We start from the raw sequence: 23,486 nt of genomic DNA on the forward strand, positions 1-23,486 counted from the left end.
CTCCGACTGCATCCGGTCAGGCTGACAATATGCGTCTAACGAGCGAATTCTGGGTATCGGCGCTGGTCAAGCGTGTGTTTGCCGAAGGCGGCTTTGCCGCTGTCGAGAGCAGGGGGGCACGCGAGGCGGGCACAATTTTCATTTTCGTACGCGACCGTTTCGGGCGTGTGCGCCTGTTCGGGCCGGCGGCACAGGCAAGCTATGACGAAACACGCCCGAGCGAGCGTCGTTTTGTGGTTCTGGTCGAGGATGAACAGGACAAGATTGACATCCGGCTTGAACGCGAACGCCGTTTCGATCCCGATCTTTGGGTGGTGGAGATCGAATTGGCCGATGCCGGAAACGCTGCGGACTATTTTGAGGTCGCCGCAGGCTGAACCAGGCCCAGCTCCCGTGAGCCGGGCTGGTTGGGGTCCTCTCGCAGGCGTCGCCAGAAACCCAGCTGTGCCTGAACCGTTTCGTGGCGGATGGCGCGATAGCGTTCGACAAAGCGCTGGATGGTGATGCGGTCGAGCACACGGTCCCGATGCAGCGTCGCAGTCATCAGATACGCTTCGGCATCCTCCAGACCAAGCGCCCGCAGAGCAATCATGAGCCGTTCGGATGAAGCCTGATCGCCGGCAATGTCCATCGCGAGCGCCAGGGGGATTGCGAGCCGACCTGCAAGGATCGTCGCGAAGGCTTCGATAGAGTTGGAACGCGCAGCATCCACCAGGGCGGTATTCCGGTCCCGGACGGTGCCAGAAGCATTGGCCGCGCGCACCATATGGCGCAGCCGGTTGCGCACACCTTCCTCGAGCGCACCGATGCCTTCTGCGGCCGAGCGCGCGAAGGTGACAGGGCTGGCGCCGTCGGTCTGGGCGCTGAGCGCCCGGATCAATGCGGTGATCGCAGGATTGAGATCGGCGCGACGGGCGATGACGCGCGCATGGGAAAGACCGTGCCGCGCGATCAAGCCGATCAGATCCGTGTCGGCAAAGGCTTGTGAGCGCACGAGAAGCGGGGCGGAAATGGCAACGGGTTCGTTGCTGAGTTTCCGCAGAAGGCCTGGGGGAGGCGATGCGCACTCGCACAGAACCGCAGCGGCATAACGGCGGGTCTCGACGCGCACATGTTCGAAAAGCGGAAGGGCAAGGTCGTCGAGCTGGGTGATTTCCCGCCGGGTAGGACGCGTGAGAGAGGCGAAAGCGGAAACTGCGGCTCGAAAAAGCCTGTCCGGTCTTTGCGCTTCCCCGCCTGACGCAAGCTGTCTGAAGATTGCGGACGACACGCTGATCAACACCCGTGAGAAACAGAACGACACGCTGCCGCATGCGCAAAAACGCTGACGCATGGCATTCGGGAAATCTATACCTATTCCCTTAGCAAGCTGTTAACCGCGTTGTTTACCCTTTGGCGGGCAAAGTCTTCCGGGCTGCCGGTTTTGGCGATAAGGAAGTGTTAACCATGAGCTGTGCTTAATGGTTTCAGGAGGCGTTGCGTACTACTCCAGCCCAGCAAGGGAACGCAATGTCATGGCGACCATTCTGAATTTCGTGCCGAAACGGCGGTCAGCATCGCCATCAACGGCCTATACCCGGCGTAGCACCGCCGCTGTTATCATCTTCCCCGGCGTTCGTTATGAACGACGTGATCCGCCCTCCCATGACGGGGGCGGAAGCCGGCCGGATGGAACGCATCAGCGCTCGACGAAACGCTAGAGCACCGCGCGTCCTGAAGGACGTTCTATGTCTTGTTTTTGGGATAAATGCTCCAGGTGCGCCCTTGTGTGTAGGGTGTTTCCATCGGGGGCTATTGTCGGGGTCAGTAGGTGCTGCAGTTCATGCTGCCGAGAAAGGAAGCGACGGCTGATCGCCAGCTTTCATCCGGCATGAAGCCGCGCACAAGAACAACCCCTTCCGTAACTTCGGCCTGGATGAGGACCGAGTGTTCCAACTCGTCGGGAAGTCCCTTGCGCAGTTCGAGCATCTGAGCGGGGTCCAGCACCACGACATCGAGCTCCGCTCCTGCCGCACTGTGGTCGTTCAGACTGAAGAGATTAAGCCCGTCGCGGTTGTAAATCGATATGGACCAGAACGGGATGCGGCCTGCTGATGTGATCCGCGCCATTCCGTCCTGAAGGTCGAAACGACAAAGAGCTGCCTTGAAAAACGGGTTGTCGATCCGGGGCAGGGCGGGGTCTGGCCTCTGCTGGTCGAGTTGCACGGTGGCATAAAGATCGGCCTTGTTTGCGAGGGCCGACCACACATCGCGCTCCGAATAGATCGGCAGCAGAAACAGGATCGCGATATGCACGATCACTGCGCCGAACAGGCCAAGCAGGAGAATATGGAGCGCCCTAAACATCGCAGCCAGTCTTCTCGATGGAGGGCAGGGGAATATCCTCGACACTTCGACCGGTGGAAACCGGTGTGTCGAAAAGGGCCAGGATGAGAAGCATCTGTCCTGAACCTGATACGGGAAGCCAATTGCCGGGCTCGGCATGGGGGCCGACGCCGATTTCCACCACCTCGTCATTGCTCCACAAGAGCTCTCGTGAATGAAGGGCGGCACGGAAGCGGCCGGGGGCGGGCAGAATGCGCCGCGTCTGGTCGGCGGCGTAGAGCGTGAAGAAGCGCACGGGTGGAACGTTCCCCACGATGCGATAACTGCATTGGCGCTGCAACGGCGCTCCTGCGTCGTCCTGATCCGCAATAAAGACAATTCCTTCGGCCTGGCCGAGCGACAGTTCGCCGAGCCGGGCGGCGCGCGCGCGCGAATAGGGATCCGCTTCGGGGGTTCCGGCTTTCGGAAAGGCGGTCCATGCTCCGACATCCACCGATCCGACCGAACGGGTCTGCTCGAGCATCAGCCAAACGCTGCCCGCCCCTGCGCCAAGGGCAATGACGAGGACGACTGTAACGAGGAAGACGGTTCTCAGCATGAAGGCTCTGGCTTGGAAGACGCCGATTGGGATACTCCGGCAGCCCCCGCCGGTTCAAGAGGTTTGAGGCGGTGTCTGCAGGTCACAGCGCCGACAGCGTTTCAATCTTGGTCGGAGCCTTGATTGCTGGCGCTTCTTCGAAGTCAGTGGACAAACCTCGCAGGAAGGTGGCCATGCGAGCCGAAAGAGCAAGCGGCAGTGCGTCAGTTCCGCTCCCCGCACCATCCTGGGCCACTTCGTCGCTGCCCGACTTGCCATTCTCGATACGCATCGGCCCTTCGATGCCAGGCATTGGTTTCAGCTCCACATTCTGGTGGGCATAAGTCATGAGCCTTTGCCAGACCATGGCAGGAAGCGACCCGCCGGTCATACGACGCGAGGGATGAAAATCGTCATTGCCGAGCCATACGGCGGCTACGTAATTCCCGGTGTAACCCACATACCAGGCGTCACGATAGGACTGGGTGGTACCGGTCTTGCCGGCGGAGCGCACCATGGGAAGGGCGGCCCGGCGGCCGGTTCCATGTTCGGGCACCTGAATGAGCATCTGGTTCATCGACGCGGCTGCCTGTTCGGACAGGACGCGATGGGGCGGCGGGGCATCGCGCGCCTTGTCATAGATGAGATCGCCCGAATGGGTGCTGAGCTGGGCGATGCCGAAGCGCGTGCCCGCAAGTCCGCCATTGGCAAATACAGAGAAGCCGGTGGCCTGGTCGAGCGTGGTCATGCCGGAGGTGCCGAGCACCATCGTCTTGTGACCGTTAAGCTTGGATTCGATGCCGAAGGATTTCACCAAGGCAACGATGGGATCAATACCCAGATGATCGCGCGCCAGCCGCACCGGGACCGTATTGTAGGAGCGGATGAGAGCCGTGGTGAGGGTGACGCGACCGGCATAGCCGCGACCGTAATTGCGTGGCGACCAGTTGCCCCAGGAAATGGGGCCATCGGAAATGACGGAGTCTGGCTTGAAGCCGTTTTCCATTGCAACCGCATAGACATAAGGTTTGAAGGACGAACCCGTCTGCCGTTCTGCCTTGGTGGCGCGATTGAACTGGCTGGCGCCGTAATCCCGACCGCCGACAATCGCCCGGACCGCGCCATCGGTATCCATGAGCACGATGGCGCCTTCGGAGACGTCGTAATCCTTACCATATTGGCGCAGGTGGAATTCAAGAGATTCTTCCGCCGCCTTCTGCAGGTTTGGGTCCAGCGTGGTTCGCGCCACGAGGGAATGGGTGGACCCCCGCGGCGCGATCCGCTTCACCTCCTCGAAGGCCCAGTCGAGGAAATAGTCGGGTGTATCGGTGCCTGCCCGGTCGACGGCGGTAGCTGGGTGAAGACGTGCCGACAGAACCTGCCCCTCGGTCATGAAGCCTGCCTGCACCATATTGGTGAGAACCTCGTTTGCGCGGGCGCGCGCTGCCGGCAGGTTGACGTGGGGGGCGTAACGGGCCGGCGCCTTGAAAAGACCGGCGATCATCGCAGCTTCCGGAAGTGACAGATCCTCGACGCTCTTATCGAAATAGAAATCCGCCGCCGCCGCGATGCCGAAGGTGCCGCCGCCCAGATAGGAACGATCGAGATAGTATTGCAGGATCTGCTTTTTGGAGAGGTTCATCTCCAGCCAGACAGAGAGGAAAGCCTCCTTCACCTTGCGCTCAAGCGTTCGCTCATTGCTGAGAAACAGGTTCTTGGCCAGCTGCTGGGTGAGGGTAGAACCGCCCTGTACAACCGAGTTGGCGCGGACATTTTCAGTCAGCGCGCGGGCGAGGCCGAGAAAATCGATGCCGTAATGCTCGAAGAAGCGGCGGTCTTCCGTGGCGAGAATTGCCTTGATGACGTGGTCGGGAATCTCGTCCACCGGCACGGCGTCGCGCTGAATGATGCCGCGCTGGCCGATCTCGTTGCCGAAGCGGTCGAGAAAGGTCACGGCGTAATCGTCCTGGGCACTCCAGTTGCCCTGGGTTTCGATGAAGGCAGGCATGGCGAGAGCGAGCATGACGACCGAACCGGCAGCCCCCATGGTGAAGCCTTCGCTCAACACTTCGACGATGGCGCGTTTGAAGCCGTAAACACGAAAGCGGCGGGAAAAGATGGTGATGCGTTCCCACCAGTCGGAAATCTTGAAACCGGCCTCATAAAGGGTAGAGTCGATCCAGGCGTCGAACGCGAGAAAACGCGTTGCGCGGGGCGCCCTGATTTCTTTCTTTTGACGTGACTTCTTCACCAAAACACCCGTCCAGCCCCCACAAGCTGGCCCACCCAGCACTCCGCCCCGGAAATGCGTTCTGAAAGGTGGCCCTTCTTTCAAAGGGGATAGCAGAATACATGCAACGGCTTAACGGAATGTGCGGGAGAATCTTCAGGATTTTCGGGGTTTAGGCAAGAATATTTATTCTGCCTCCCCTCTTCGGGGGAGGTGGAGAATTATTTTAGGAAAATATTCTTGACACCGTAACGGCGGTTTGATAGTGTTCAGGCATCGTCACACAGATGCGGCCGGCGGCCCGGGTGGCGATTTTCATTCACAATTCGGGACTTTGATGGTCGAAGCTGTTTCTTCGAGCCTCGTGGCTTTGCGTGCGCTTTTCGAGGGTGCGCCGGCGACGCTCGCGCTGCTGGCTCGTGCGGCGCGGCGCTCTGAGGCGAGCCTGCGCAAGCTGAGCGACAAGCAGGGCTGGGCACCGCCCAGGCAGATGGGTGGCGCCGACATGGATCGGCGCCTAATGCAGCTCTCCGACCGGCTGATCGGCGAACTGGAGAAGGCCGGCAGCGAGGGCGAGCGCAGCGGGGTCTATGACAAGGCGCGCATCGACGCGCTTTCGGCCATGCTGCGCATGGTGGAAAAGATCGGCGAGACGGCGAGGGGCCCCGAACGCGCGGGCGAGGAACAGACGAAGAGCGATGAAGAAATGGCCGCCGCACTGGAACGGATCGACGCGCGCATCCTCGGGCTTGCCCATGAACTTGCCCGCGAACTTGCAAAAGACCTCGTTGAGGGGATGGGCAGGAGCGAACCTGCCGCATCGCCTGGCGCCGTCGATCGATGAGGAATGGCTCGGCAGGGCGCGGCTCTCGCAATATCCCTTGCTGCCGATATTCGACACCTGGCTGGTGACCGGGGGGCGGGGTGCTGGGAAGACGCGGCTTGGAGCGGAATGGGTGAATGCGCTGGTGCGGGGCTTTCCCCCCTTCGCCCGGGGCAATCGCTATGGCCGGATCGCGCTGGTGGGGGAAACGCTGATCGACGCGCGCGAGGTGATGGTGGAGGGGCCTTCAGGCATTCTTTCCATCGTTCGTCGGCACCGGCCGCGGTTCGAGCCCAGCCGGCGGCGGATCATCTGGGACAATGGGGCGGTGGCGCAGCTTTTTTCGGCGGAGGATCCGGATGGTTTGCGCGGGCCGCAATTCGATGCGGCCTGGTGCGATGAACTGGCAAAATGGCGCAACGCCGACCTTGCCTTCGACATGCTGCAATTCGGTCTGCGGCTCGGAGCACTGCCTTTGCAGCTTCTGACGACGACACCCCGCCCGACGCCGCTGGTGCGGCGGCTGATGAACGATCCGCAGGTGACGGTGACGCGCATGCGCACCGCTGAGAACCAGAAGAACCTGGCGGCAGGTTTTCTGCGCGCCATGGAACGGCGCTATGGCGGAACGCGGCTCGGCCGTCAGGAACTGGATGGCGAGCTGATTGAGGATCGGCCTGACGCGCTGTGGACGCGAGCTATGTTCGATGGCGAGGTGCAAGAAACTGCGCCGGAGGGGCTTGCCCGCATCGTGGTGGCCGTGGATCCGCCAGCGGCGGCGCGCCGAACCTCTGATGCCTGTGGCATCGTGGTGGCGGGGACAGAGGCCGGTGGAAGCGGTGTCGTTTTGCATGACGGGACGGTGAAGGCGGTTACGCCGCGTGAATGGGCTACGGCCGCCGTGGCACTCTATCACCGGTTCGGGGCGGATTGCCTGGTGGCGGAAGTGAACCAGGGTGGCGACATGGTGGCGGCGGTGATCGCCACGGTCGACGCGACTGTGCCGGTGAAGCCGGTGCGCGCTACGCGCGGCAAGTGGCTGCGCGCCGAGCCGGTCGCGGCCCTCTACGAGCAGGGGCGGGTGCGCCATGCGGGGCGCTTCCCCGAGCTGGAGGACGAAATGTGCGATTTTGGCCTCGACGGCCTGTCGGGAGGGCATTCGCCGGACCGGGTGGATGCGCTCGTCTGGGCTTTGACCGAGCTGATGCTCGGACGCGTGCGCGAACCGCGCATCAGGAATCTCGGTTAGAACATTTTTCAGTCAGGTGGTTACACCTGACGTCCGCATAAATGCGGAAAAACGAAGACCTGAAGCGTACGGAGCGAATCTGAAAGATCGCGACACGCTTTAGCTGCCGGGTTCACAACGTTGCGGCGTCGCGGGACGCCGATTACAGCTTGTTTCAACGGGAAAAAGACATGGCTTGGAACTGGCCTTGGACGAAACGTCCGCAGGGCGCGGGCGTGCGCGCGCCGGAGGAGACGAAGGCGACGGGTGCGGGCGGCTTCGTCGCGCTGCATCGCGAGGCGGAAGCGCGCTGGTCGCAGCGTGACTACGCGGCGCTGGGGCGCGAGGGGTTCATGAGGAACCCGGTCGCCCACCGCGCCGTGCGGCTGGTGGCGGAGGCTGCGGGCGCAGTGCCGTGGCTGCTCTACGAAGGTGCGCGCGAACATGACAGACATCCAGTTCTCGACCTGATGGCCCGGCCCAACCAGAGACAGGCCGGAAGCAGCTTCATGGAGGCGCTGTACGGTCATCTGCTCCTGGCTGGAAACGCCTATATTCAGATGCTGGAAACAGGCACGGGAACGCGTGAACTGCATCTTCTGCGTCCCGACCGGGTGACGGTGGTGGCCGATGGCGGCGGCTGGCCGGTGGCGCTCGACTACCGCGAGGGCAAGGCGCGTGAGCGCGTGGCGCTGGAAACGGGGGCTGCCCTCCAGCTCGGCCTGTTCCACCCGCTCGACGATCATTACGGATTCGCGCCGCTGGGTGCCGCGCTGATGGCGCTCGACACGCACAACCAGGCGGCGCGCTGGAACAAGGCGCTGCTTGACAATTCTGCGCGGCCCTCCGGCGCGCTGGTCTATGCGCCGAAGGAGGGCGGCAATCTCTCGGAAGACCAGTTCGACCGGCTGAAGGCGGAACTGGAGCAGGGCTATGCGGGCGCGGCACGGGCCGGCCGCCCCTTGCTTCTGGAAGGCGGGCTCGACTGGAAGGCGATGAGCCTGTCGCCGCGCGACATGGACTTCATGGCGGCGAAGAACGGGGCGGCGCGCGACATCGCGCTGGCGCTCGGCGTGCCGCCCATGCTGCTCGGCATTCCCGGCGACAACACCTATGCGAACTATCAGGAGGCGAACCGGGCCTTCTATCGCCTGACCGTGCTGCCGATGGTGGGGCGGGTGGCGAAGGAGCTTTCGGCCTGGCTCAAGCCGGTCTTCGGAGGCGAGTTGCGGCTTTGGTACGACGCGGACGCCATGGAGGGGCTGTCGGCGGAGCGCGAGGCGCTGTGGAAGAGGCTCGCGGCAGCCGACTTCCTGACCGACGACGAGAAGCGCGAGGCTGTCGGATACGCTCCTGGAGGCGAGCGGTAGGGGCCATGATGTCTGAAGCCCCGCGTCTTGCCGTGCGCCCTCGCGGCGAGGCGGCCTGGTTCCGTTTGCTGACCGCCGCCGGACGCCTCGAACGAGCGCTGAAACACAACCCGAGATGGAATATCCAAGGATTGAACGATGCTGATGGCAGGCTCTACAAGCTGTTTGACATCTCGGTTTTCGGAAAGAACAATTCGTAAACTCAACGGCTTACAGCGTCCTATGCGCATCCGAATGGACGTGCGGAAATGTAAGGCATCTGTTTAGTCCGGCCAGTTTGCCTGACTGAGAAGTCCGTTAGAGCTGTTCATCGTTTCATGGAAACGCTGTCCCGTTCCAGCTCCTTGTTTTCCGCATTTATACGGACGTCAGATGATCCCGTCTGACTGCAAAATGCCCTAAGGCAAAATTCCACATACGAGGATTCTCCAATGACCGATCTGACCCAGGCGGGCTGGATATGGCTCGCCAAGGGGGCTGGCGCTGTGGCCGGCTCCGCTATCTCGCTCGCCTATATCCTGCCTAAGCACCGGCGCGATGCCGCCATTCGTTTCGCGGTCGGTGTCGTTTGCGGGATGATTTTCGGCGGTGCGACCGGACTGAAGCTCTCCGAACAGCTGGGCCTGACGGCAAAGCTCGGACCCGCCGAGATCATGCTGATGGGGGCGGCGGCGGCGAGCCTGTGCGCCTGGAGCGCCATCGGTCTCTTGCTGCGCTATTTCCACACGCGCGCAGCCGAACGCGGCGCTGGCCGCGCGCAGATCCGCGAACCTCACCAACAGAAAGGCATTTAGCGATGCAAGCATGCGAGGCGGTGATGCCCGAAGAGCGCAAATTTGCCGGGCTCGACATCGAGGCGGTGGAAACCGACGGCACTTTTTCCGGCTATGCGAGCCTTTTCGGTCGGGTGGACCTGGGGCGTGATGCGGTGGAGCGGGGCGCATTTGCCCGTTCCATCGAGCGGCGCGGTGCCGGGGGCATCCGCATGCTGTTCCAGCACGACCCGGCCGAGCCTATCGGCGTCTGGGAGGAGGTGCGGGAGGATGCGCGTGGTCTCTTCGTGCGCGGCCGGTTGGCGCTTGGTGTCGCCAAGGCACGCGAGGTGCGGGAGCTGATGCGCGACCACGCTCTCGACGGGCTTTCCATAGGCTTTCGCACCGTAAGGGCGCGAACAGAGGCCAAAACCGGGGTGCGGCGCATCCTGGAGGCCGATTTGTGGGAGATTTCGGTCGTCACCTTTCCCATGTTGCCGGAGGCGCGTGTGGACACGGTGAAGACTGTTCGAAACGGCGTGCCGCTGCCCACGGCGCGCGAATTCGAGCGTTGGCTGACGCGGGATGCGGGGCTGACGCGACGCGAGGCCCGGGTGGTGATCGCCAAGGGCTTTGCAGCTTTGTCGCGCGAGCGGGATGCCGCGCCGGGTGAAAACGCAAACGGGCAGCTGGCGGCTTTGATCCGCCGGGCAGCCTGCATGTTCAGCGATTAGAGCACCATGCGTCCGATCGGATGCGCAAATGGTGCTCCATCTTCATGTTTTCAGCAGTTGCGCGGAAACAAAATGCTCAAGGGATTGAAGCCAATGACGGCACACAATGAAATGCACGCGCCGGAGGTGAAGGCGGCACCGGACCAAGGCGATCTGACGGCGGCATTCGAGGAGTTCATGACCTCGTTCGAGGCTTTCAAGGAGGCCAATGATGAAAAGCTCAGCCAATTGGAGAGGCGTGGCGCCGATCCGGTGACGGTTGAGAAGGTGGAGCGCATCTCGCGCGCCCTCGACACGCAGAAGCAGGCAATCGACGGGCTGGCGTTGAAGAAGGTGCGTCCGACGCTTGGGCGCGAAGGCGGTACGAGCTTTGCGGACCTGGAACGCAAACAGGCCTTCGATGCCTATATGCGCTCCGGCGACGAGCGCAGCCTACGGGCGCTGGAGGAAAAATCCTTGTCCTACGGCTCAGGCCCGGATGGCGGCTATCTTGTGCCCGACGAAACGGAAGCGGCGATTGGTGCCCGGCTTGCGGATCTGTCGCCGATCCGCTCCATTGCTTCGGTGCGGCAGGTCTCCAGTGCGGTTCTTAAAAAGCCCTTCGCGGTCAGCGGTCCTTCCGTGGGCTGGGTGGCCGAAACGGCGGCACGGCCGGAAACGGCTGCAAGCACGCTCGATGAACTGCAATTTCCGACGGCGGAACTTTATGCCATGCCTGCGGCGACCGCGGCTCTTCTGGATGACAGCGTCATCGATCTGGACCAGTGGATCGCCAGCGAGGTGGAGACAGCCTTCGCCGAACAGGAAGGCGCTGCCTTCGTCAACGGCAATGGCGTGAACAAGCCGAAGGGCTTTCTCAATTACACCCAGGTGGACGATACGGGCTGGAGCTGGGGGAAGGTCGGCTACACTCTGACGGGAGTAAGCGGAGAACTCCCTGCAACGGATTCTTCCGACGTGCTGGTTGATCTCGTCTATGCGCTGAAGGCCGGCTACCGTCAGAATGCGAGCTGGGTCATGAACCGCAAGACACAGGCGACGCTGCGCAAGCTGAAGGATGCCGACGGCAATTATATGTGGCAGCCGCCGGCAAGCCCCGGCAGCCGCGCCATGCTGATGGGGTTCCCGCTTGTGGAGGCGGAGGACATGCCCGACATCGGTGCGGACACGACGCCCATCGCCTTCGGCGATTTCCGCCGCTTCTACCTGATCGTGGATCGCATGGGCGTTCGGGTCCTGCGCGACCCCTATTCGGCGAAGCCCTATGTGCTGTTCTACACGACCAAGCGCGTGGGCGGCGGCATCCAGGATTTCGAGGCGGCGAAGCTTCTCAAATTCGGCACCGCCTGACGCCGATAGCGGCACTGCCCGATGCCGATAGCGGCATTGCCCGACGCCGATAGCGGCATTGCGAGCTTAATCACGGCCCCGGATTTCCGGGGCCGTTTCATTTTCCGCCAAGGGGTTGCTTTATGACGCTTTTCCGAATGCTCGATCCAGCGGTCGAGCCGGTGACGCTTTCCGAGGTGAAAGCGCATCTGAGGATCGATCACACGCAGGAGGACGGACTGATCGAAGGGCTGATCCGCGCCGCCCGCCAGGAGGTGGAGAGGGCAACGGGGCAGGCCCTGATCGACCAGGCCTGGCGACTGGTGCTCGATGATTGGCCGCCGCAGGATACGGTTTTTCTGCGGCGCACGCCCGTAAAGGCGGTTCTCGCCGTGACGCTGTTCGATGCCGATGGCGCGGGATCCGTGATCGATCCGGCCACCTATTTGCTCGATTCTGTCTCGTTGCCGGCAAGACTGCACTTTTCGCGCAGACCGTTGGAGCCGGGGCAGGCACTGAATGGCATCGAGATCGATTTTTCGGCCGGATATGGCGAAGCGGGCACCGATGTGCCGGACCTTCTGCGCCGGGCAATTCTGATGCTCACGGGACATTGGTACGAGTTTCGCGCCCAATATGGCGTCGCAGACCAGCCGGTTTCGCTGCCGCAGGGCTTTCAGCGGCTCATCGACGCTTTCCGCATGCCGAGGCTCTGATGCGCATCCAGTTCATCGATCCGGGCGCATTTCGAACGGAAATGCGGCTCGAGGAACCGCTTGCGGTATCGGATGGCGCCGGCGGATTCACCGAAAGCTGGCGTGAGGTCGCAAGCCTGCTCGCCATGATCGAACCGGTGAGCCCCGGTGCATTTTTCGGAGCCGGACAGGACCATGAGACCGTGACGCACCGCATCACGATGCGTTTTCGCAACGATGTGCGCAGCGGCATGCAGCTTGCCCGCTCCGGCAGGAACTTCGCGATCCTGAATGCCTACGATCCAGACGAGACGGGCCGGTATCTGGTTTGCCGGGTAAGGGAGGAAGGACGGTGAAGATATCCATGAAAACCACCCTTGACGACATGGTGCGCACCCTGCGTCGGCTTGCGCACCGGACGGTCGAGCAGGCGGCGATTGAGAAACAGAAGGAGCGCGCGAGGCGTTTGCGCACGAATGTGGAGAAGGGTGATGCAGGCAGCACTTGAACTGCAAAAAGCCATTCTTTCAGCACTTTCCGACCACGCGCCGCTCGTTCAAGCGCTTGGAGGAGCGAAGTTTCACGATCTGACGCCCATGCGTACCGCCTATCCCTATGTGACCTTCGGTCCGTCGAGCATCCATGACTGGAGCACGGATACCGAACAGGGCAGCGAACATTTCTTCACGCTCAATATCTGGTCTGGCGCCAAGGGCAAGGCAGAGGCGCTGGTGCTGATCGAAGCGGTGCGCAAGGCGTTGGTGGAGATGGAGCCTGCGATGAATGGGTTCAATCTGGTGAACCTTCGCCAGGAAAGCGCGGAAATTCGCTTCGACGACGATCTCGGCGCGCATCACGGGCTCATGCGTTTTCGTGCCGTGATCGAACCCGCATGACGACAGTTCAGAAAACTGGAGAATTTCGATGGTGGCGAAGAAGGGTAAGGACCTTCTGCTCAAGCTCGACATGAGCGGGGCGGGGGATTTCACGACAGTGGCGGGACTGCGCGCCAAGCGCCTCGCTTTCAACAGTGAAACGGTAGATGTGACGGACGCGGATTCGGCCGGTCGCTGGCGCGAACTTCTGGCGGGAAGCGGCGTGCAACGCGCCGGCCTGAGCGGTTCGGGCATCTTCAAGGACAGCGCGTCGGACGCGGCGATCCGCGCCCGGTTCTTCGCCGGCGACATCGTTTTCTGGCAGGTGGTCTTGCCCGGCTTCGGCACGGTGGAGGGCCCCTTCCAGATTACCGCGCTCGAATATGGCGGCAGCCATGACGGCGAAGTCACCTTCGAAATGGCGCTGGAATCGGCCGGCGCAATCAGCTTCACGGGTGCGGCATGAGTGGAACGGTGAATGGGGTGAACCGTCGACGCGGCGAGGTGTCGGCCAGGCTTGACGGAATGGAATACAGGCTGTGCCTGACGCTTGGCGCTCTGGCCGAACTGGAGGACGCCTTTGCGGCGGACGATCTCGCTCAGCTCGTCGAGCGGTTTTCGGTGGGCCGGCTTTCGGCGCGCGACATGATGAGGATCATCGCGGCGGGATTGCGGGGCGGCGGGCATGGCGTAAGCGATGAGGAGCTTGGCCTGATGCGCTGCGATGGTGGGGCTGCCGGTTACGCACAGATCGTTGCCGCCCTTCTTGCCGCGACTTTCGGAGAAGAGAATAGGGACGCGGCGCGGGAGCCTTCCACGCCAAACCCTTGAATGCCGCAGCAGGCGAGCGCCGTCCGTTCCCCTGGCGGGAGGTGATGGCATTCGGCCTTGGCCTGCTGCGGCTTCCACCGGCCGCCTTCTGGGCACTGACGCCACGCGAACTTGCGGTTCTGCTGGGCGCTGCCCGGGAAGGGGGAGGGACAGCGCCCGGTCGCAGAGAGCTCGACGAGATGATGCGGCATTTCCCCGACCCGCCGCAGGAACAGGCAAAAGAAGGAGAAGAGCGTGGCTGAGGATGTGACATTCGAAATCAGAGCCGACACGAAGCCCTTCGAGACGGCCCTGAACGACCTGAAGGGGCTGGCCGATGACTTTGGCCGGCAGATGACCGGTGCGCTGAAGAGCGCGGTGGTGAGCGGCAAATCGTTCGAGGACGTGTTGCGCAATATCGGCCTCAATCTGGCCGGTATGGCGCTGTCGCAGGCCTTGCAACCGTTGAGCGCTTTGGGGTCGTCACTCTTTTCGGGACTCTTCGGCGGGGCGCTGCCCTTTGCCAAGGGCGGTGTGCCGGGCTCGGTGATGCCGTTTGCCAATGGAGGCGTCGTTTCGGCTCCAACCTATTTTCCGATGGGCGGCAATATGGGCCTGATGGGAGAGGCGGGTGCGGAGGCGATCCTGCCATTGCAACGCGGCGCGGACGGGCGGCTGGGGGTTGCCATGAATGGCGGGGCCCCCGCCGCGACCGTGGTGTTCAATGTGTCGACGCCGGACGCAGCTTCCTTCCGCAAGTCCGAGGCGCAGATCACCGGCATGCTCGCCCGCGCGGTGACGCGTGGCGCGCGGCGCATGTGAAGGGCTGACTGGTCATGGAGAGCTTTCACGACGTGCGTTTTCCTGTCGCGGTATCCTTCGGCGCGACGGGCGGGCCTGAGCGGCGCAACGAGATCGTGCAACTGGTGTCGGGCCGCGAGAAGCGCAACGCACGCCAGGCCGATGCGCGCCGCTATTATGACGCGGGAACGGGGCTGCGCTCCCTCGATGATCTGTATGAGGTCTTGACCTTCTTCGAGGCACGGCGGGGTTCGTTGCACGGGTTCCGTTTCCGCGATCCCTTCGACATGAAGTCCTGCAAGCCGTCGGCGATGCCTTCCATTCTCGACCAGCCGGTCGCGACGGGAGACGGGGAGACGGTCCGTTTCGCGTTGATGAAGCGGTATGGCGAGGAACCGGACCCGATGTTTAGGCAGATCGCGAAACCGGTGGCGGGGTCGGTCCGGGTGGGTGTGGATGGGGTGGAGATCGCAGAAGGGGCGGGGTTCACGCTCGATGGGGAGACGGGGGAAATCGCGTTTCCGCCTGGGGCCGCTCCGCCAGCGGGGGCATCGATTACCGCCGGCTTCGAATTCGATGTGCCGGTGCGGTTTGATACGGAACGCCTGTCGGTGAGCCTTGCAGCGTTCAAGGCCGGACAGATACCGGCAATTCCACTTGTGGAGATTCTCCTATGACGGACATCAGCGACGGCTTTGCCGCGCATCTCGCGGGCGAGGTGACTACCCTCTGCCAGTGCTGGCGGCTGACACGTGCGGACGGCAAGGTGATGGGCTTTACCGATCATGACCGCGTTATCGTCTGCGACGCCACACGGTTCGAGCCCAGCACGGGCTTTTCGGCGAGCGAGGCGAAGAGCACGTTCGGGCTGTCGGTCGATACCGTCGACGTCGAGGGTGCGCTTTCGGCCGCCGATATCCGCGAGGAGGATATCGGCTCGGGTCTTTATGACGCAGCGCGGATCGAGACCTTTCTCGTCAACTGGAACGACCCAGCGCAGTTTAGCTGCCTGAGGGTGGCCGTGATCGGCAAGGTGACGCGCCGCGACGGCAGTTTCGTCGCCGAACTGGAAAGCCTGACGCAGGCCCTCGATCAGCCCAACGGAAAGACGGTGCGCCGCCATTGCGACGCGGAACTTGGCGACAGCCGGTGCGGAATGGTTCTGGAAGGGGCCGCCTATGTCGGGATGGGAACGCTGACAGGACAGGATGAGGGCGATCTTGTGAGCGTCGAAGGGCTTGGAGATTTTGCCGACGGCTGGTTCGCGAACGGCTTACTGACCTGGAGTTCTGGGGATGCGAGCGGCAGAAGCGAAAGGGTGACGGGACATCTTGCCCAAAGCGGAGGCACGGCGCGGCTCTCGCTCTGGAGAGAAGGAACGCTACCGGTTCGGGTCGGGGACACTTTCCGCATCGTTGCGGGCTGCGACAAGAGCTTTTCCAGCTGTCGAGAAAAATTCTCCAATGGCGTGAATTTTCGCGGCTTTCCGCATTTGCCGGGCGACGATGCGGCCTATGGCTATGTCAATGAAGGCGGGCATTTCGACGGTGGGGTGCTGGTGCCATGAATGACATTGCGGATACCGAATGGGCCTTGGCGCAAAGGGTCGTATCCGAGGCGCTGGAGTGGGTCGGAACGCCCTACCGCCATCAGGCGAGCCGCAAGGGCGTGGGGTGCGACTGCCTTGGATTGATGCGCGGGGTATGGCGCGACCTGTATGGCGCAGAACCGGAGGATCCGGGTCCTTATAGCGCGGACTGGACGGAGACGACAGGCGAGGATCGCCTGCTTCAGGCCGCACGCCGGCATTGCCGAGAGGTGGATATCGCAGGGCTGGCGCAGGGACATCTCATCCTGTTGCGCTGGCGGCCGCATCTTCCAGCAAAGCATGTGGGCATCATGACTGCTGGATGTGCTTTCGTTCATGCCTATCAGGGAATGGAAGTCACCGTTTCGGCGCTCGTCCCGCAATGGAGGCGACGCATCGCGGGTGTCTTCGCCTTTCCGCCATTGCCTGCTGCCTGAAAGCGCAAAAGGTCTCTGAATTCATAGTTTTGGAGCGCTCCTGCTCGGCACTTCGCCGAAGCAAGGGCGCTGTTGCGGAGTGCAATCATGGCGACAATTGTATTGCAGGTCGCCGCCGGTGCGTTGTTCGGCGGCTTCCTTGGTCCCGTGGGCGCAACGCTGGGGACCGCCGCCGGTGCGATGGCCGGTTATATGATCGACCGTGCGCTGTTGAGCGGTTCCCAGCATTACGAGGGGCCGCGCCTAGCCGCCGCCCGGCCGTTTTCGGCCGAGGATGGCGCACCTCTCCCCCGCCTTTATGGGACCGTGCGCACGGGCGGAACGCTGATCTGGGCGACGCGTTTCGAGGAAACGAGCAGGACGGAGCGGCAGGGACTGAAAGGGGGGCCGAAATACACGACCTACAGCTATTTCGCCAATGCCGCATTTGCACTGTGCGAAGGCGAGATCGCCGGCGTTCGGCGGATATGGGCGGACGGGCGTGAGATCGACCGCACCAAGGTGGAAATCCGTGTCCATAACGGGAGCGAAGAGCAGCTTACTGATCCACTGATCGAGGCGAAGCAAGGCGTGGGCAACACGCCCGCCTATCGCGGTACAGCCTATGTGGTCATCGACCGTATTCCCATCGACGATTACGGACGCCGCATACCGCAGTTCCAGTTCGAGGTGATGCGGCCGGTCGGCACGCTGCACAAGCAGATACGTTCGGTCGCCCTGATACCCGGGGCGACCGAATATGGTCTGTCGCCGACACCGGTCGATGTCGCGACGGCACCGGGGGAGGAGACTGTCGTCAATCGCAACACCCTGCTTGCGGCAAGCGATCTCGAAGCTTCGCTCGATGAATTGCAGATGCTGTTTCCCAATCTCGAAACGGTTTCGCTGGTCGTCTCCTGGTTCGGAACGGATTTGCGGGCCGGGGAATGCCGGATCAAACCCATGGTAGCCACACCGGGCAAGCGGAACTTTCCTGAGATGTGGGAAGAGTGGTGGGGGAAAATGGGTATTCCCGCCATGCTGTTCTCGCCCTGGCTTGAAGGTGAGCACTCGGCCCCGTGGGTGGTTTCCGGGAACAGGCGATATGAGGCGCAGACGGTATCAACGACCTCTTCGGGGGCTGCCTATGGGGGCACGCCTTCCGACAAGACGGTGCTGGAGGCGATCCGTGCCATCCGGAATCGAAATCTGAAAGTCTGGCTTTATCCCTTTGTAATGATGGATATTCCAGAAGGTAACGGATTGCCCGATCCGGGAGGAGAGGCGGTACAGCCCGCTTATCCATGGCGTGGGCGCGTAACATGCTTTCCTGCCATCGGCAGACCGGGCAGCGCCGACAAAACCAACGCCGCCCGCAATCAGATTTCAGCGTTTCTTGGGAACGCACAACCGTCGCAGTTTGAGTTCTCAGACGGGACCGGGGGGCCGCTTGGCCTGTTCGAGACTGATGTCACGGTCGAGTTTCAGGGCGCGCCGGACGATTGGGGATACCGGCGTTTCCTCCTGCATTATGCTCGTCTTGCGGCGGCGGCGGGTGGCGTCGACGGATTCCTGATCGGCTCGGAACTGCGCGGATTGACCGTGCTACGGGATGAAAAGGGCAAATTCCCATTTGTGGAGGCGTTGCGTCGCATGGCAGGTGAGGTGCGCGAGGCGCTGGGCCCGCGAACGATCATCACATATGCGGCTGACTGGACAGAGTATTTCGGGCATCAGCCCACAGATGGCAGTGGCGATGTCCTCTTCCATCTGGATGAACTTTGGGCCGATCCTGAGATCGATGTTATCGGCATCGACAACTATATGCCACTCTCCGATTGGCGCGACGAGGATTGCGCGGGCGGCAATCCTGACGGGTTTTCAGGCCCCTACGATGCCGAAGGTCTGGAGGCGGCGCTATCGTCGGGCGAGGGTTTCGAATGGTACTACGCGAGCGCTGGGGATCGCGCTTTGCGGCTGAGGAGCCCGATATCGGACGACGCCTACGGCAAGCACTGGGTCTTCCGTTACAAGGATCTGGCCGGGTGGTGGTCCAATCCGCACTATAATCGTCACGGCGGGATCGAGGCCGGGGCTCCGACCGCCTGGGTGCCACGCTCCAAGCCGGTGATTTTCACCGAGCTTGGATGCGCAGCGGTGGATAAAGGCCCCAACCAGCCGAATGCCTTTCCCGACCGGAAGTCCTCGGAAGGGACCTTGCCGTATTTTTCCAATGGTAGCCGCTCCGACCTAGCGCAGCATCGGTTTCTACAGGCGCATTATGCTCATTGGGGGCAAGCCGGCCCTGAAAACCCGGTTTCGGAAGTGTATGGCGGGCCGATGGTGCAGCCCGAAAATATCGCGATATGGGCTTGGGACGCGAGGCCGTTTCCTGCCTTCCCGCTCAGAAGCGACCTTTGGGGGGACGGTGACAATTGGGCCTGTGGTCACTGGCTGAACGGCCGTGTGAACGGGACGACCGCCGCCGACCTGATCGATGCTGTTCTGGCGGACCATGGAATTCCCTCTGCCGATACGCAGATGGCGGACGGGACGGTTGCCGGCTATGTGGTTTCCAATCCCTCCACGGCGCGCGCCGCACTTGAACCTCTGCTTGACCTGTTCGGGATCGGAGCGCGCGAGACGGCGGGCGAGTTGGCATTCTACAGCCTGGGGCGTCATGTGGGTGCAGCACCGATCGCCCGCGATCTTGTGCTTGCCCCGGATGCACCCGTTGTCGAGCGGATTCGTGAGCCCGATCATCTTCTGTCCGCCGAGCTGCATGTCGATTTTCGCGATCAGATGAAGGAGCATCAATCGGCCACGTCTCTGGCACGGCATTCGGGGGCCAGGGGAAAGAAGCGTAGCTTTTTGAGTTTTCCCGGTGTGCTGACCGCCTCTGTCGCCGGCGCACAGGCAGAAGAATGGCTGCGTCGTCAATGGGTGGGGCGCGAACGGATTTCCTTTGCGACCGCCATGACCGAGCGCGGTATTCATCCTGGATCGCTCCTGCGTCTGCCAGAAGACGAGCGCGGTGCCGAATATGTCGTGACGGAGATCGAGGAGGGGATTGTCCGTGCGATCAAGGCACAGCGTGTGAAGCGCGCCGCGCCGCCTTCCGCCATCGTAGAACGTTCTCCCGTGGGCACGAAGGCGGAGATCGCGGCAAGGCCCTTTGCACTGATGATGGATCTGCCCTGGCTTGCCGGCATGCAAATGCCTGAGGAGGGATTGAAGATCGCGGCGCGGGCCAGTCCCTGGCGGCAGCAGGTGGTTCTGTCTTCACCTGACGATGACGGTTTCGATCTGCGCACGACGCTCGCGCGACCTGCCACGATGGGCTTTCTTCGCGAGGCGCTCGGCGTGGGGTTCGAGGGGCGGTTCGACCACAAGGCCTCGATCCTCGTGCAGCTGTTGCAGGGGGAGTTGCAGAGCCTGTCTCGAATGCATGTGCTGGGTGGGGGCAATGCCGCGGCTGTTTTCTCTGCGGTTGGGATTTGGGAGGTGGTGCAGTTTGCAACAGCTGAGGAAGTGGAGCCGTCGCTTTGGCGCCTCACCGGGCTGTTGCGCGGCCAGGCGGGCACCGGCGATGCGATGCTGGCGGGCGCGCCTCAAGGGGCGGGTTTCGTGCTGCTCGATCATGCGGTGCGCCCAGCAGGATTGGGGGTGGGTGAAATCGGCCTGCCGCGCAACTGGCGGATTGGGCCTGCGGGAGAGGAAACGGGAAGCGACCGGTTTCTGCAATTCAGTACGAGCGGCGGGGTCCGCGCTCAGCGACCTCTGTCGCCGGTGCATTTGCGGGCGCGCCGAAGGCCCAATGGTGATTGGGTATTCTCCTGGGTCAGGCGGGAACGGATCGACGCCGATGCCTGGGAAGTCTCGGAAACGCCGATTTCGGAAGATCGCGAGGCCTATCGGATCGATGTCGCATCCGCCGCGGGTGTTCCGCTGCGCAGCGTAGCGGTTGAGGAGCCCTTCTGGATCTACGATGCCGATTTGCTGGCAGGTGATTTTCCGGCGGCGGGAAGCCGCGTCGAAGTGACTGTCGCGCAAAAGAGCGCAGCAGTTGGAGCGGGGCTTCCCGCGCGCATTTTCCTTGAAGTCTGACACTCTCTTTAAACAGGAAAGGACCTGAAATGACCGACAGCAAACCTTGGTATCTGTCCCGCACCATCTGGGCCTCGATGGTAACCATAGCAACGGCCGCTGCAGGTATTCTCGGCTATCAGGTCGATGAGATCGACAGCGGAGCTGTTTCGGAAGGCATGTTGAGTGCGATCTCGGCTATTTCCGGTCTCATCGCCATTTTCGGGCGTGTGGCAGCAAAAAGCCGTATCTTGTGAAGCTGAAGGGGACGGCAGCGTTTGCAAGGAACCCTTCCGTCCCCTCCCGCATAACCGACAATCAAATTGTTCATTTCCTATTCAGCCGCGCTGAGCTAAACCCGTTGGCATGTTGAGGCTACTTGCACATAGAACCGGGCAGATTGCGCTTCTGGCGTTTTCGCTGGCCTTTTCCCTTCCGGGGAACGCTCTGGCGGATGCAGCCGGCAAGCCGCTTCTGCTCGCACAAGGTGGCGCGGACTGCTATTCGGTCGGCGCGCGGGTTGCCGCCCAGCAGGGCGGCCAGCTTGTGCAGGCTACGGCGGAAAATCGCGGCGGGCAAACCGTCTGCCGTGTTGTCATCGTCATTCCGGGAAACAATGGGCAGCGCCCGAAGCGCGCCGAATTCGTGGTGCCGGCCAACTGACCGCGATTGCGGATGGCGAGCGGCGCCCTGTATTGAGCGGATCAGCTGGAACGGGGGATGGATGCGCATACTTGTTGTCGAGGACGATAAGGACCTCAACCGCCAGATCACCGATGCGCTGAGCGATGCGGGTTACGTGGTCGACACCGCCTTCGATGGCGAGGAAGGACATTTCCTTGGCGATACGGAGCCTTATGATGCGGTGATACTCGACATCGGCCTGCCGCAGATGGACGGAATCAGTGTTCTGGAGCGCTGGCGCCAGGATGACCGCAACATGCCGGTCCTGATTTTGACGGCACGCGACCGGTGGAGTGACAAGGTTTCCGGTATCGATGCCGGCGCCGACGATTATGTGACCAAGCCTTTCCATATCGAGGAAGTGCTGGCGCGTTTGCGCGCGCTGATCCGGCGGGCTGCCGGCCATGCATCGCCTGAATTGCGCTGTGGCCCGGTGCGCCTCGACACCAAATCCTCAAAGGCCGATGTCAACGGTGTGCCGCTGAAGCTCACCTCGCATGAATACCGGTTGCTTGCTTATCTCATGCATCATCGCGACGCGGTGGTCTCCCGCACGGAGCTGGTAGAGCATCTCTACGATCAGGATTTCGACCGGGATTCCAACACGATCGAGGTCTTTGTCGGACGCCTGCGCAAGAAGCTGGGCGATGCAGACCTGATCGAGACCGTCCGTGGCATGGGCTACAGGCTGCGCGATCCCGGCGGCGAATAGGACGCTGGCCGGCATGCTGCGCTCAGGTACCGCCTCGTTCTTGTGGTCGTTTCTGACACGCTCGCTTGCCGTCCGTGTGATCGCGTTTTCGTCGTTCTGGGCGATCATCGCGCTGGTGGTTATCGCCACGATCATCTCGGCCCTTTTCCGGCAGGTCTCCCAACGCGGTTTCGACAGTGTCCTTCTTGCCCATCTGAACAACGTCATCGGATCGGTTGGCGCATCGGACAATCGCCGCTTGCAGGGGAATCCAAACCTCGACGATCTGCGATATCTGCAACCGAATTCGGGCTGGTACTGGTCGGTCGAGCCGGTGACCAACGACCTTGGGCCAGCTCTTCGTTCTGCTTCGCTGACAGGCAATGTTCCTGCACCGAGCACGCGCGAGGTCCCCTTCAACGATTTTTTTCAAAGGAACTACATTGCCGTCGGTCCGGGGGGGCATCAGATCGAGGTTTTCGAGGCTGAACTCGTTGTTGGGGATCAGGGGCAGGTGGCGCGGTTCCGGGTCATGGGCAATCGCAGCGAACTCGAAGATGAAATCGGCCAGTTCATCCGACAGGTCTATGGCTATCTCGCCATGTTCGGCGCGGGCATGATCGCTATCAATGTTTTTGCCATTCTCTATGGCCTGCGGCCATTGAACCGGGTTCAACAGGCTCTGGCCGATATACGCGCAGGCACGGCGCGGCGTCTGGAAGGTTCCTTTCCACGAGAAATCGCCGCCCTTGCCGATGAAACCAATGCGTTGATCGACAACAACAGGCGTATCATCGAGCGGTCCCGCAAGCAGGTGGGCAACCTCGCTCATTCGTTGAAGACGCCGCTGGCAGTCGTGATGAACGAAGGACGCGCAGTCGGCGGTGAGCGCGGAGCTCTGATTACAGCGCAGGCGCTCGCGTTGCAGCAGCAGCTCGATCACTATCTCCAGCGCGCACGTGCGGCCGCGCAGCGCGATACGCTGATCTTCCGCACCCCTGTGCGTGCGGCTCTGGAGCGCATGGTGCGCGTTATGACAAAACTCAATCCCGCCATAGAATTCGATGCGAGGCTGCCTGGCGTGGACCTGATTTTCGCTGGCGAGCGTGAAGATCTTGAAGAGATCAACGGAAATCTGCTTGAAAACGCAATGAAATGGGCACGGACGAGAGTGGTCCTGCACACAGAACTTCCTTCTGCGAGCAAGGGGCCCCGCATGTTTCGCATCATTATCGAGGATGATGGGCCCGGTATTCCCGAGGAACAGGCACGCGAAGCGGTGAAGCGTGGTCGCAGGCTCGACGAGACAAAACCGGGCACCGGGCTCGGGCTTGCGATTGTCACGGATCTCGTGGAAGAATATGGAGGTGCGTTCTTTCTTGAGCGGTCCTCCCTTGGCGGGCTTAAGGCCGTGGTGGAATTACCGCGCGTGGAGGCGTAACCGCCCAAATTCGGCCAAACCGGGTTGTTAT

At 62.1% G+C, this 23,486-nt stretch carries 28 protein-coding genes; 24 read left to right on the plus strand and 4 right to left on the minus strand.

The window, feature by feature from the left end:
- Nucleotides 1–29 precede the first annotated feature (29 nt).
- Nucleotides 30–377 (plus strand): DUF1491 family protein, encoded by a 348-nt coding sequence (locus tag NA8A_RS19810; RefSeq protein WP_009452168.1) that lies wholly within the window; start codon nucleotides 30–32, stop codon nucleotides 375–377.
- On the opposite strand, the gene NA8A_RS24460 is transcribed toward NA8A_RS19810, so the two are convergent.
- The 4 genes from NA8A_RS24460 to NA8A_RS19830 form a co-directional block, all read right to left on the minus strand.
- Complete coding sequence (locus NA8A_RS24460; protein WP_143087970.1) at nucleotides 353–1,270, minus strand: hypothetical protein; 918 nt, start codon at nucleotides 1,268–1,270, stop codon at nucleotides 353–355. The genes NA8A_RS19810 and NA8A_RS24460 overlap by 25 nt on opposite strands.
- A gap of 533 nt (nucleotides 1,271–1,803) precedes the next feature.
- Entirely contained in the window at nucleotides 1,804–2,346 is a 543-nt protein-coding gene (locus tag NA8A_RS19820) for a DUF1254 domain-containing protein (protein WP_009452170.1), read from the minus strand.
- Entirely contained in the window at nucleotides 2,339–2,923 is a 585-nt protein-coding gene (locus tag NA8A_RS19825; protein WP_009452171.1) for a DUF1214 domain-containing protein, read from the minus strand. Before NA8A_RS19825 ends, NA8A_RS19820 begins: the two co-directional genes overlap by 8 nt.
- Before the next feature lie 82 nt (nucleotides 2,924–3,005).
- Nucleotides 3,006–5,153 (minus strand): transglycosylase domain-containing protein, encoded by a 2,148-nt coding sequence (locus tag NA8A_RS19830; RefSeq protein WP_040673205.1) that lies wholly within the window; start codon nucleotides 5,151–5,153, stop codon nucleotides 3,006–3,008.
- Nucleotides 5,154–5,469: 316 nt separating this feature from the next.
- Here NA8A_RS19830 and NA8A_RS19835 point away from each other — a divergent pair, with 316 nt between their 5' ends.
- The 23 genes from NA8A_RS19835 (at nucleotide 5,470) to NA8A_RS19940 (ending at nucleotide 23,455) form a co-directional block, all read left to right on the plus strand.
- Nucleotides 5,470–5,976: a hypothetical protein gene (locus NA8A_RS19835; RefSeq protein ID WP_009452173.1), complete on the plus strand. Its 507-nt coding sequence runs from the start codon at nucleotides 5,470–5,472 to the stop codon at nucleotides 5,974–5,976.
- On the plus strand, nucleotides 5,888–7,204 hold the full coding sequence (locus tag NA8A_RS19840) for a DNA-packaging protein (protein ID WP_081581977.1): 1,317 nt from the start codon (nucleotides 5,888–5,890) through the stop codon (nucleotides 7,202–7,204). Before NA8A_RS19835 ends, NA8A_RS19840 begins: the two co-directional genes overlap by 89 nt.
- Nucleotides 7,205–7,374: 170 nt before the next feature.
- Nucleotides 7,375–8,553, plus strand: coding sequence for a phage portal protein (locus NA8A_RS19845; protein ID WP_009452175.1), 1,179 nt, complete (start codon nucleotides 7,375–7,377; stop codon nucleotides 8,551–8,553).
- Nucleotides 8,554–8,558: 5 nt separating this feature from the next.
- Nucleotides 8,559–8,753 carry a hypothetical protein gene (locus NA8A_RS25300; RefSeq protein ID WP_009452176.1) on the plus strand — a complete coding sequence of 65 codons (195 nt, stop codon included), beginning with the start codon at nucleotides 8,559–8,561 and terminating at the stop codon, nucleotides 8,751–8,753.
- Between the two features lie 231 nt (nucleotides 8,754–8,984).
- Entirely contained in the window at nucleotides 8,985–9,347 is a 363-nt protein-coding gene (locus NA8A_RS19855) for a DUF6107 family protein (RefSeq protein WP_009452177.1), read from the plus strand.
- 23 nt (nucleotides 9,348–9,370) lie between these two features.
- The gene (locus tag NA8A_RS19860; RefSeq protein ID WP_143087969.1) at nucleotides 9,371–10,039 is read left to right on the plus strand and encodes an HK97 family phage prohead protease; all 669 of its coding nucleotides are present in this window, start codon (nucleotides 9,371–9,373) and stop codon (nucleotides 10,037–10,039) included.
- A 93-nt stretch (nucleotides 10,040–10,132) separates the two neighbouring features.
- Entirely contained in the window at nucleotides 10,133–11,389 is a 1,257-nt protein-coding gene (locus NA8A_RS19865) for a phage major capsid protein (protein ID WP_040673207.1), read from the plus strand.
- 122 nt (nucleotides 11,390–11,511) lie between these two features.
- Entirely contained in the window at nucleotides 11,512–12,084 is a 573-nt protein-coding gene (locus NA8A_RS19870; protein ID WP_009452180.1) for a head-tail connector protein, read from the plus strand.
- The gene (locus NA8A_RS19875; protein ID WP_009452181.1) at nucleotides 12,084–12,419 is read left to right on the plus strand and encodes a phage head closure protein; all 336 of its coding nucleotides are present in this window, start codon (nucleotides 12,084–12,086) and stop codon (nucleotides 12,417–12,419) included. The genes NA8A_RS19870 and NA8A_RS19875 overlap by 1 nt, the downstream gene beginning before the upstream one ends.
- 8 nt (nucleotides 12,420–12,427) lie before the next feature.
- Nucleotides 12,428–12,571 (plus strand): hypothetical protein, encoded by a 144-nt coding sequence (locus tag NA8A_RS25175; protein WP_157174154.1) that lies wholly within the window; start codon nucleotides 12,428–12,430, stop codon nucleotides 12,569–12,571.
- Nucleotides 12,555–12,959 (plus strand): DUF3168 domain-containing protein, encoded by a 405-nt coding sequence (locus tag NA8A_RS19880; RefSeq protein ID WP_009452182.1) that lies wholly within the window; start codon nucleotides 12,555–12,557, stop codon nucleotides 12,957–12,959. The genes NA8A_RS25175 and NA8A_RS19880 overlap by 17 nt, the downstream gene beginning before the upstream one ends.
- 28 nt (nucleotides 12,960–12,987) lie before the next feature.
- Nucleotides 12,988–13,404 (plus strand): phage major tail protein, TP901-1 family, encoded by a 417-nt coding sequence (locus NA8A_RS19885; RefSeq protein WP_009452183.1) that lies wholly within the window; start codon nucleotides 12,988–12,990, stop codon nucleotides 13,402–13,404.
- Nucleotides 13,401–13,769 carry a gene transfer agent family protein gene (locus NA8A_RS19890; RefSeq protein ID WP_009452184.1) on the plus strand — a complete coding sequence of 123 codons (369 nt, stop codon included), beginning with the start codon at nucleotides 13,401–13,403 and terminating at the stop codon, nucleotides 13,767–13,769. Before NA8A_RS19885 ends, NA8A_RS19890 begins: the two co-directional genes overlap by 4 nt.
- Nucleotides 13,766–14,011, plus strand: a complete 246-nt coding sequence (locus NA8A_RS19895) for a rcc01693 family protein (RefSeq protein WP_009452185.1) — start codon at nucleotides 13,766–13,768, stop codon at nucleotides 14,009–14,011. The genes NA8A_RS19890 and NA8A_RS19895 overlap by 4 nt, the downstream gene beginning before the upstream one ends.
- A complete protein-coding gene (locus tag NA8A_RS19900; protein ID WP_009452186.1) occupies nucleotides 14,004–14,570 on the plus strand; it encodes a phage tail tape measure protein in 567 nt (188 codons plus the stop codon). Before NA8A_RS19895 ends, NA8A_RS19900 begins: the two co-directional genes overlap by 8 nt.
- Before the next feature lie 14 nt (nucleotides 14,571–14,584).
- Nucleotides 14,585–15,226, plus strand: coding sequence for a DUF2460 domain-containing protein (locus tag NA8A_RS19905; protein ID WP_009452187.1), 642 nt, complete (start codon nucleotides 14,585–14,587; stop codon nucleotides 15,224–15,226).
- On the plus strand, nucleotides 15,223–16,116 hold the full coding sequence (locus NA8A_RS19910; RefSeq protein WP_009452188.1) for a DUF2163 domain-containing protein: 894 nt from the start codon (nucleotides 15,223–15,225) through the stop codon (nucleotides 16,114–16,116). The genes NA8A_RS19905 and NA8A_RS19910 overlap by 4 nt, the downstream gene beginning before the upstream one ends.
- Nucleotides 16,113–16,574, plus strand: a complete 462-nt coding sequence (locus NA8A_RS19915) for an NlpC/P60 family protein (protein ID WP_009452189.1) — start codon at nucleotides 16,113–16,115, stop codon at nucleotides 16,572–16,574. The genes NA8A_RS19910 and NA8A_RS19915 overlap by 4 nt, the downstream gene beginning before the upstream one ends.
- An 87-nt stretch (nucleotides 16,575–16,661) precedes the next feature.
- Nucleotides 16,662–20,660 (plus strand): baseplate multidomain protein megatron, encoded by a 3,999-nt coding sequence (locus NA8A_RS19920; RefSeq protein ID WP_009452190.1) that lies wholly within the window; start codon nucleotides 16,662–16,664, stop codon nucleotides 20,658–20,660.
- Between the two features lie 29 nt (nucleotides 20,661–20,689).
- Nucleotides 20,690–20,896, plus strand: a complete 207-nt coding sequence (locus tag NA8A_RS19925) for a hypothetical protein (RefSeq protein WP_009452191.1) — start codon at nucleotides 20,690–20,692, stop codon at nucleotides 20,894–20,896.
- A gap of 109 nt (nucleotides 20,897–21,005) precedes the next feature.
- On the plus strand, nucleotides 21,006–21,302 hold the full coding sequence (locus tag NA8A_RS19930; protein ID WP_009452192.1) for a hypothetical protein: 297 nt from the start codon (nucleotides 21,006–21,008) through the stop codon (nucleotides 21,300–21,302).
- 61 nt (nucleotides 21,303–21,363) lie between these two features.
- Nucleotides 21,364–22,035 carry a response regulator transcription factor gene (locus NA8A_RS19935; protein WP_009452193.1) on the plus strand — a complete coding sequence of 224 codons (672 nt, stop codon included), beginning with the start codon at nucleotides 21,364–21,366 and terminating at the stop codon, nucleotides 22,033–22,035.
- Nucleotides 22,036–22,048: 13 nt separating this feature from the next.
- Nucleotides 22,049–23,455, plus strand: a complete 1,407-nt coding sequence (locus NA8A_RS19940; protein WP_009452194.1) for a sensor histidine kinase — start codon at nucleotides 22,049–22,051, stop codon at nucleotides 23,453–23,455.
- The last annotated feature ends 31 nt before the right edge of the window (nucleotides 23,456–23,486 follow it).

The sequence above is a fragment of the Nitratireductor indicus C115 genome (assembly GCF_000300515.1).
In the GTDB taxonomy this organism is placed as follows: Bacteria; Pseudomonadota; Alphaproteobacteria; order Rhizobiales; family Rhizobiaceae; genus Nitratireductor; species Nitratireductor indicus.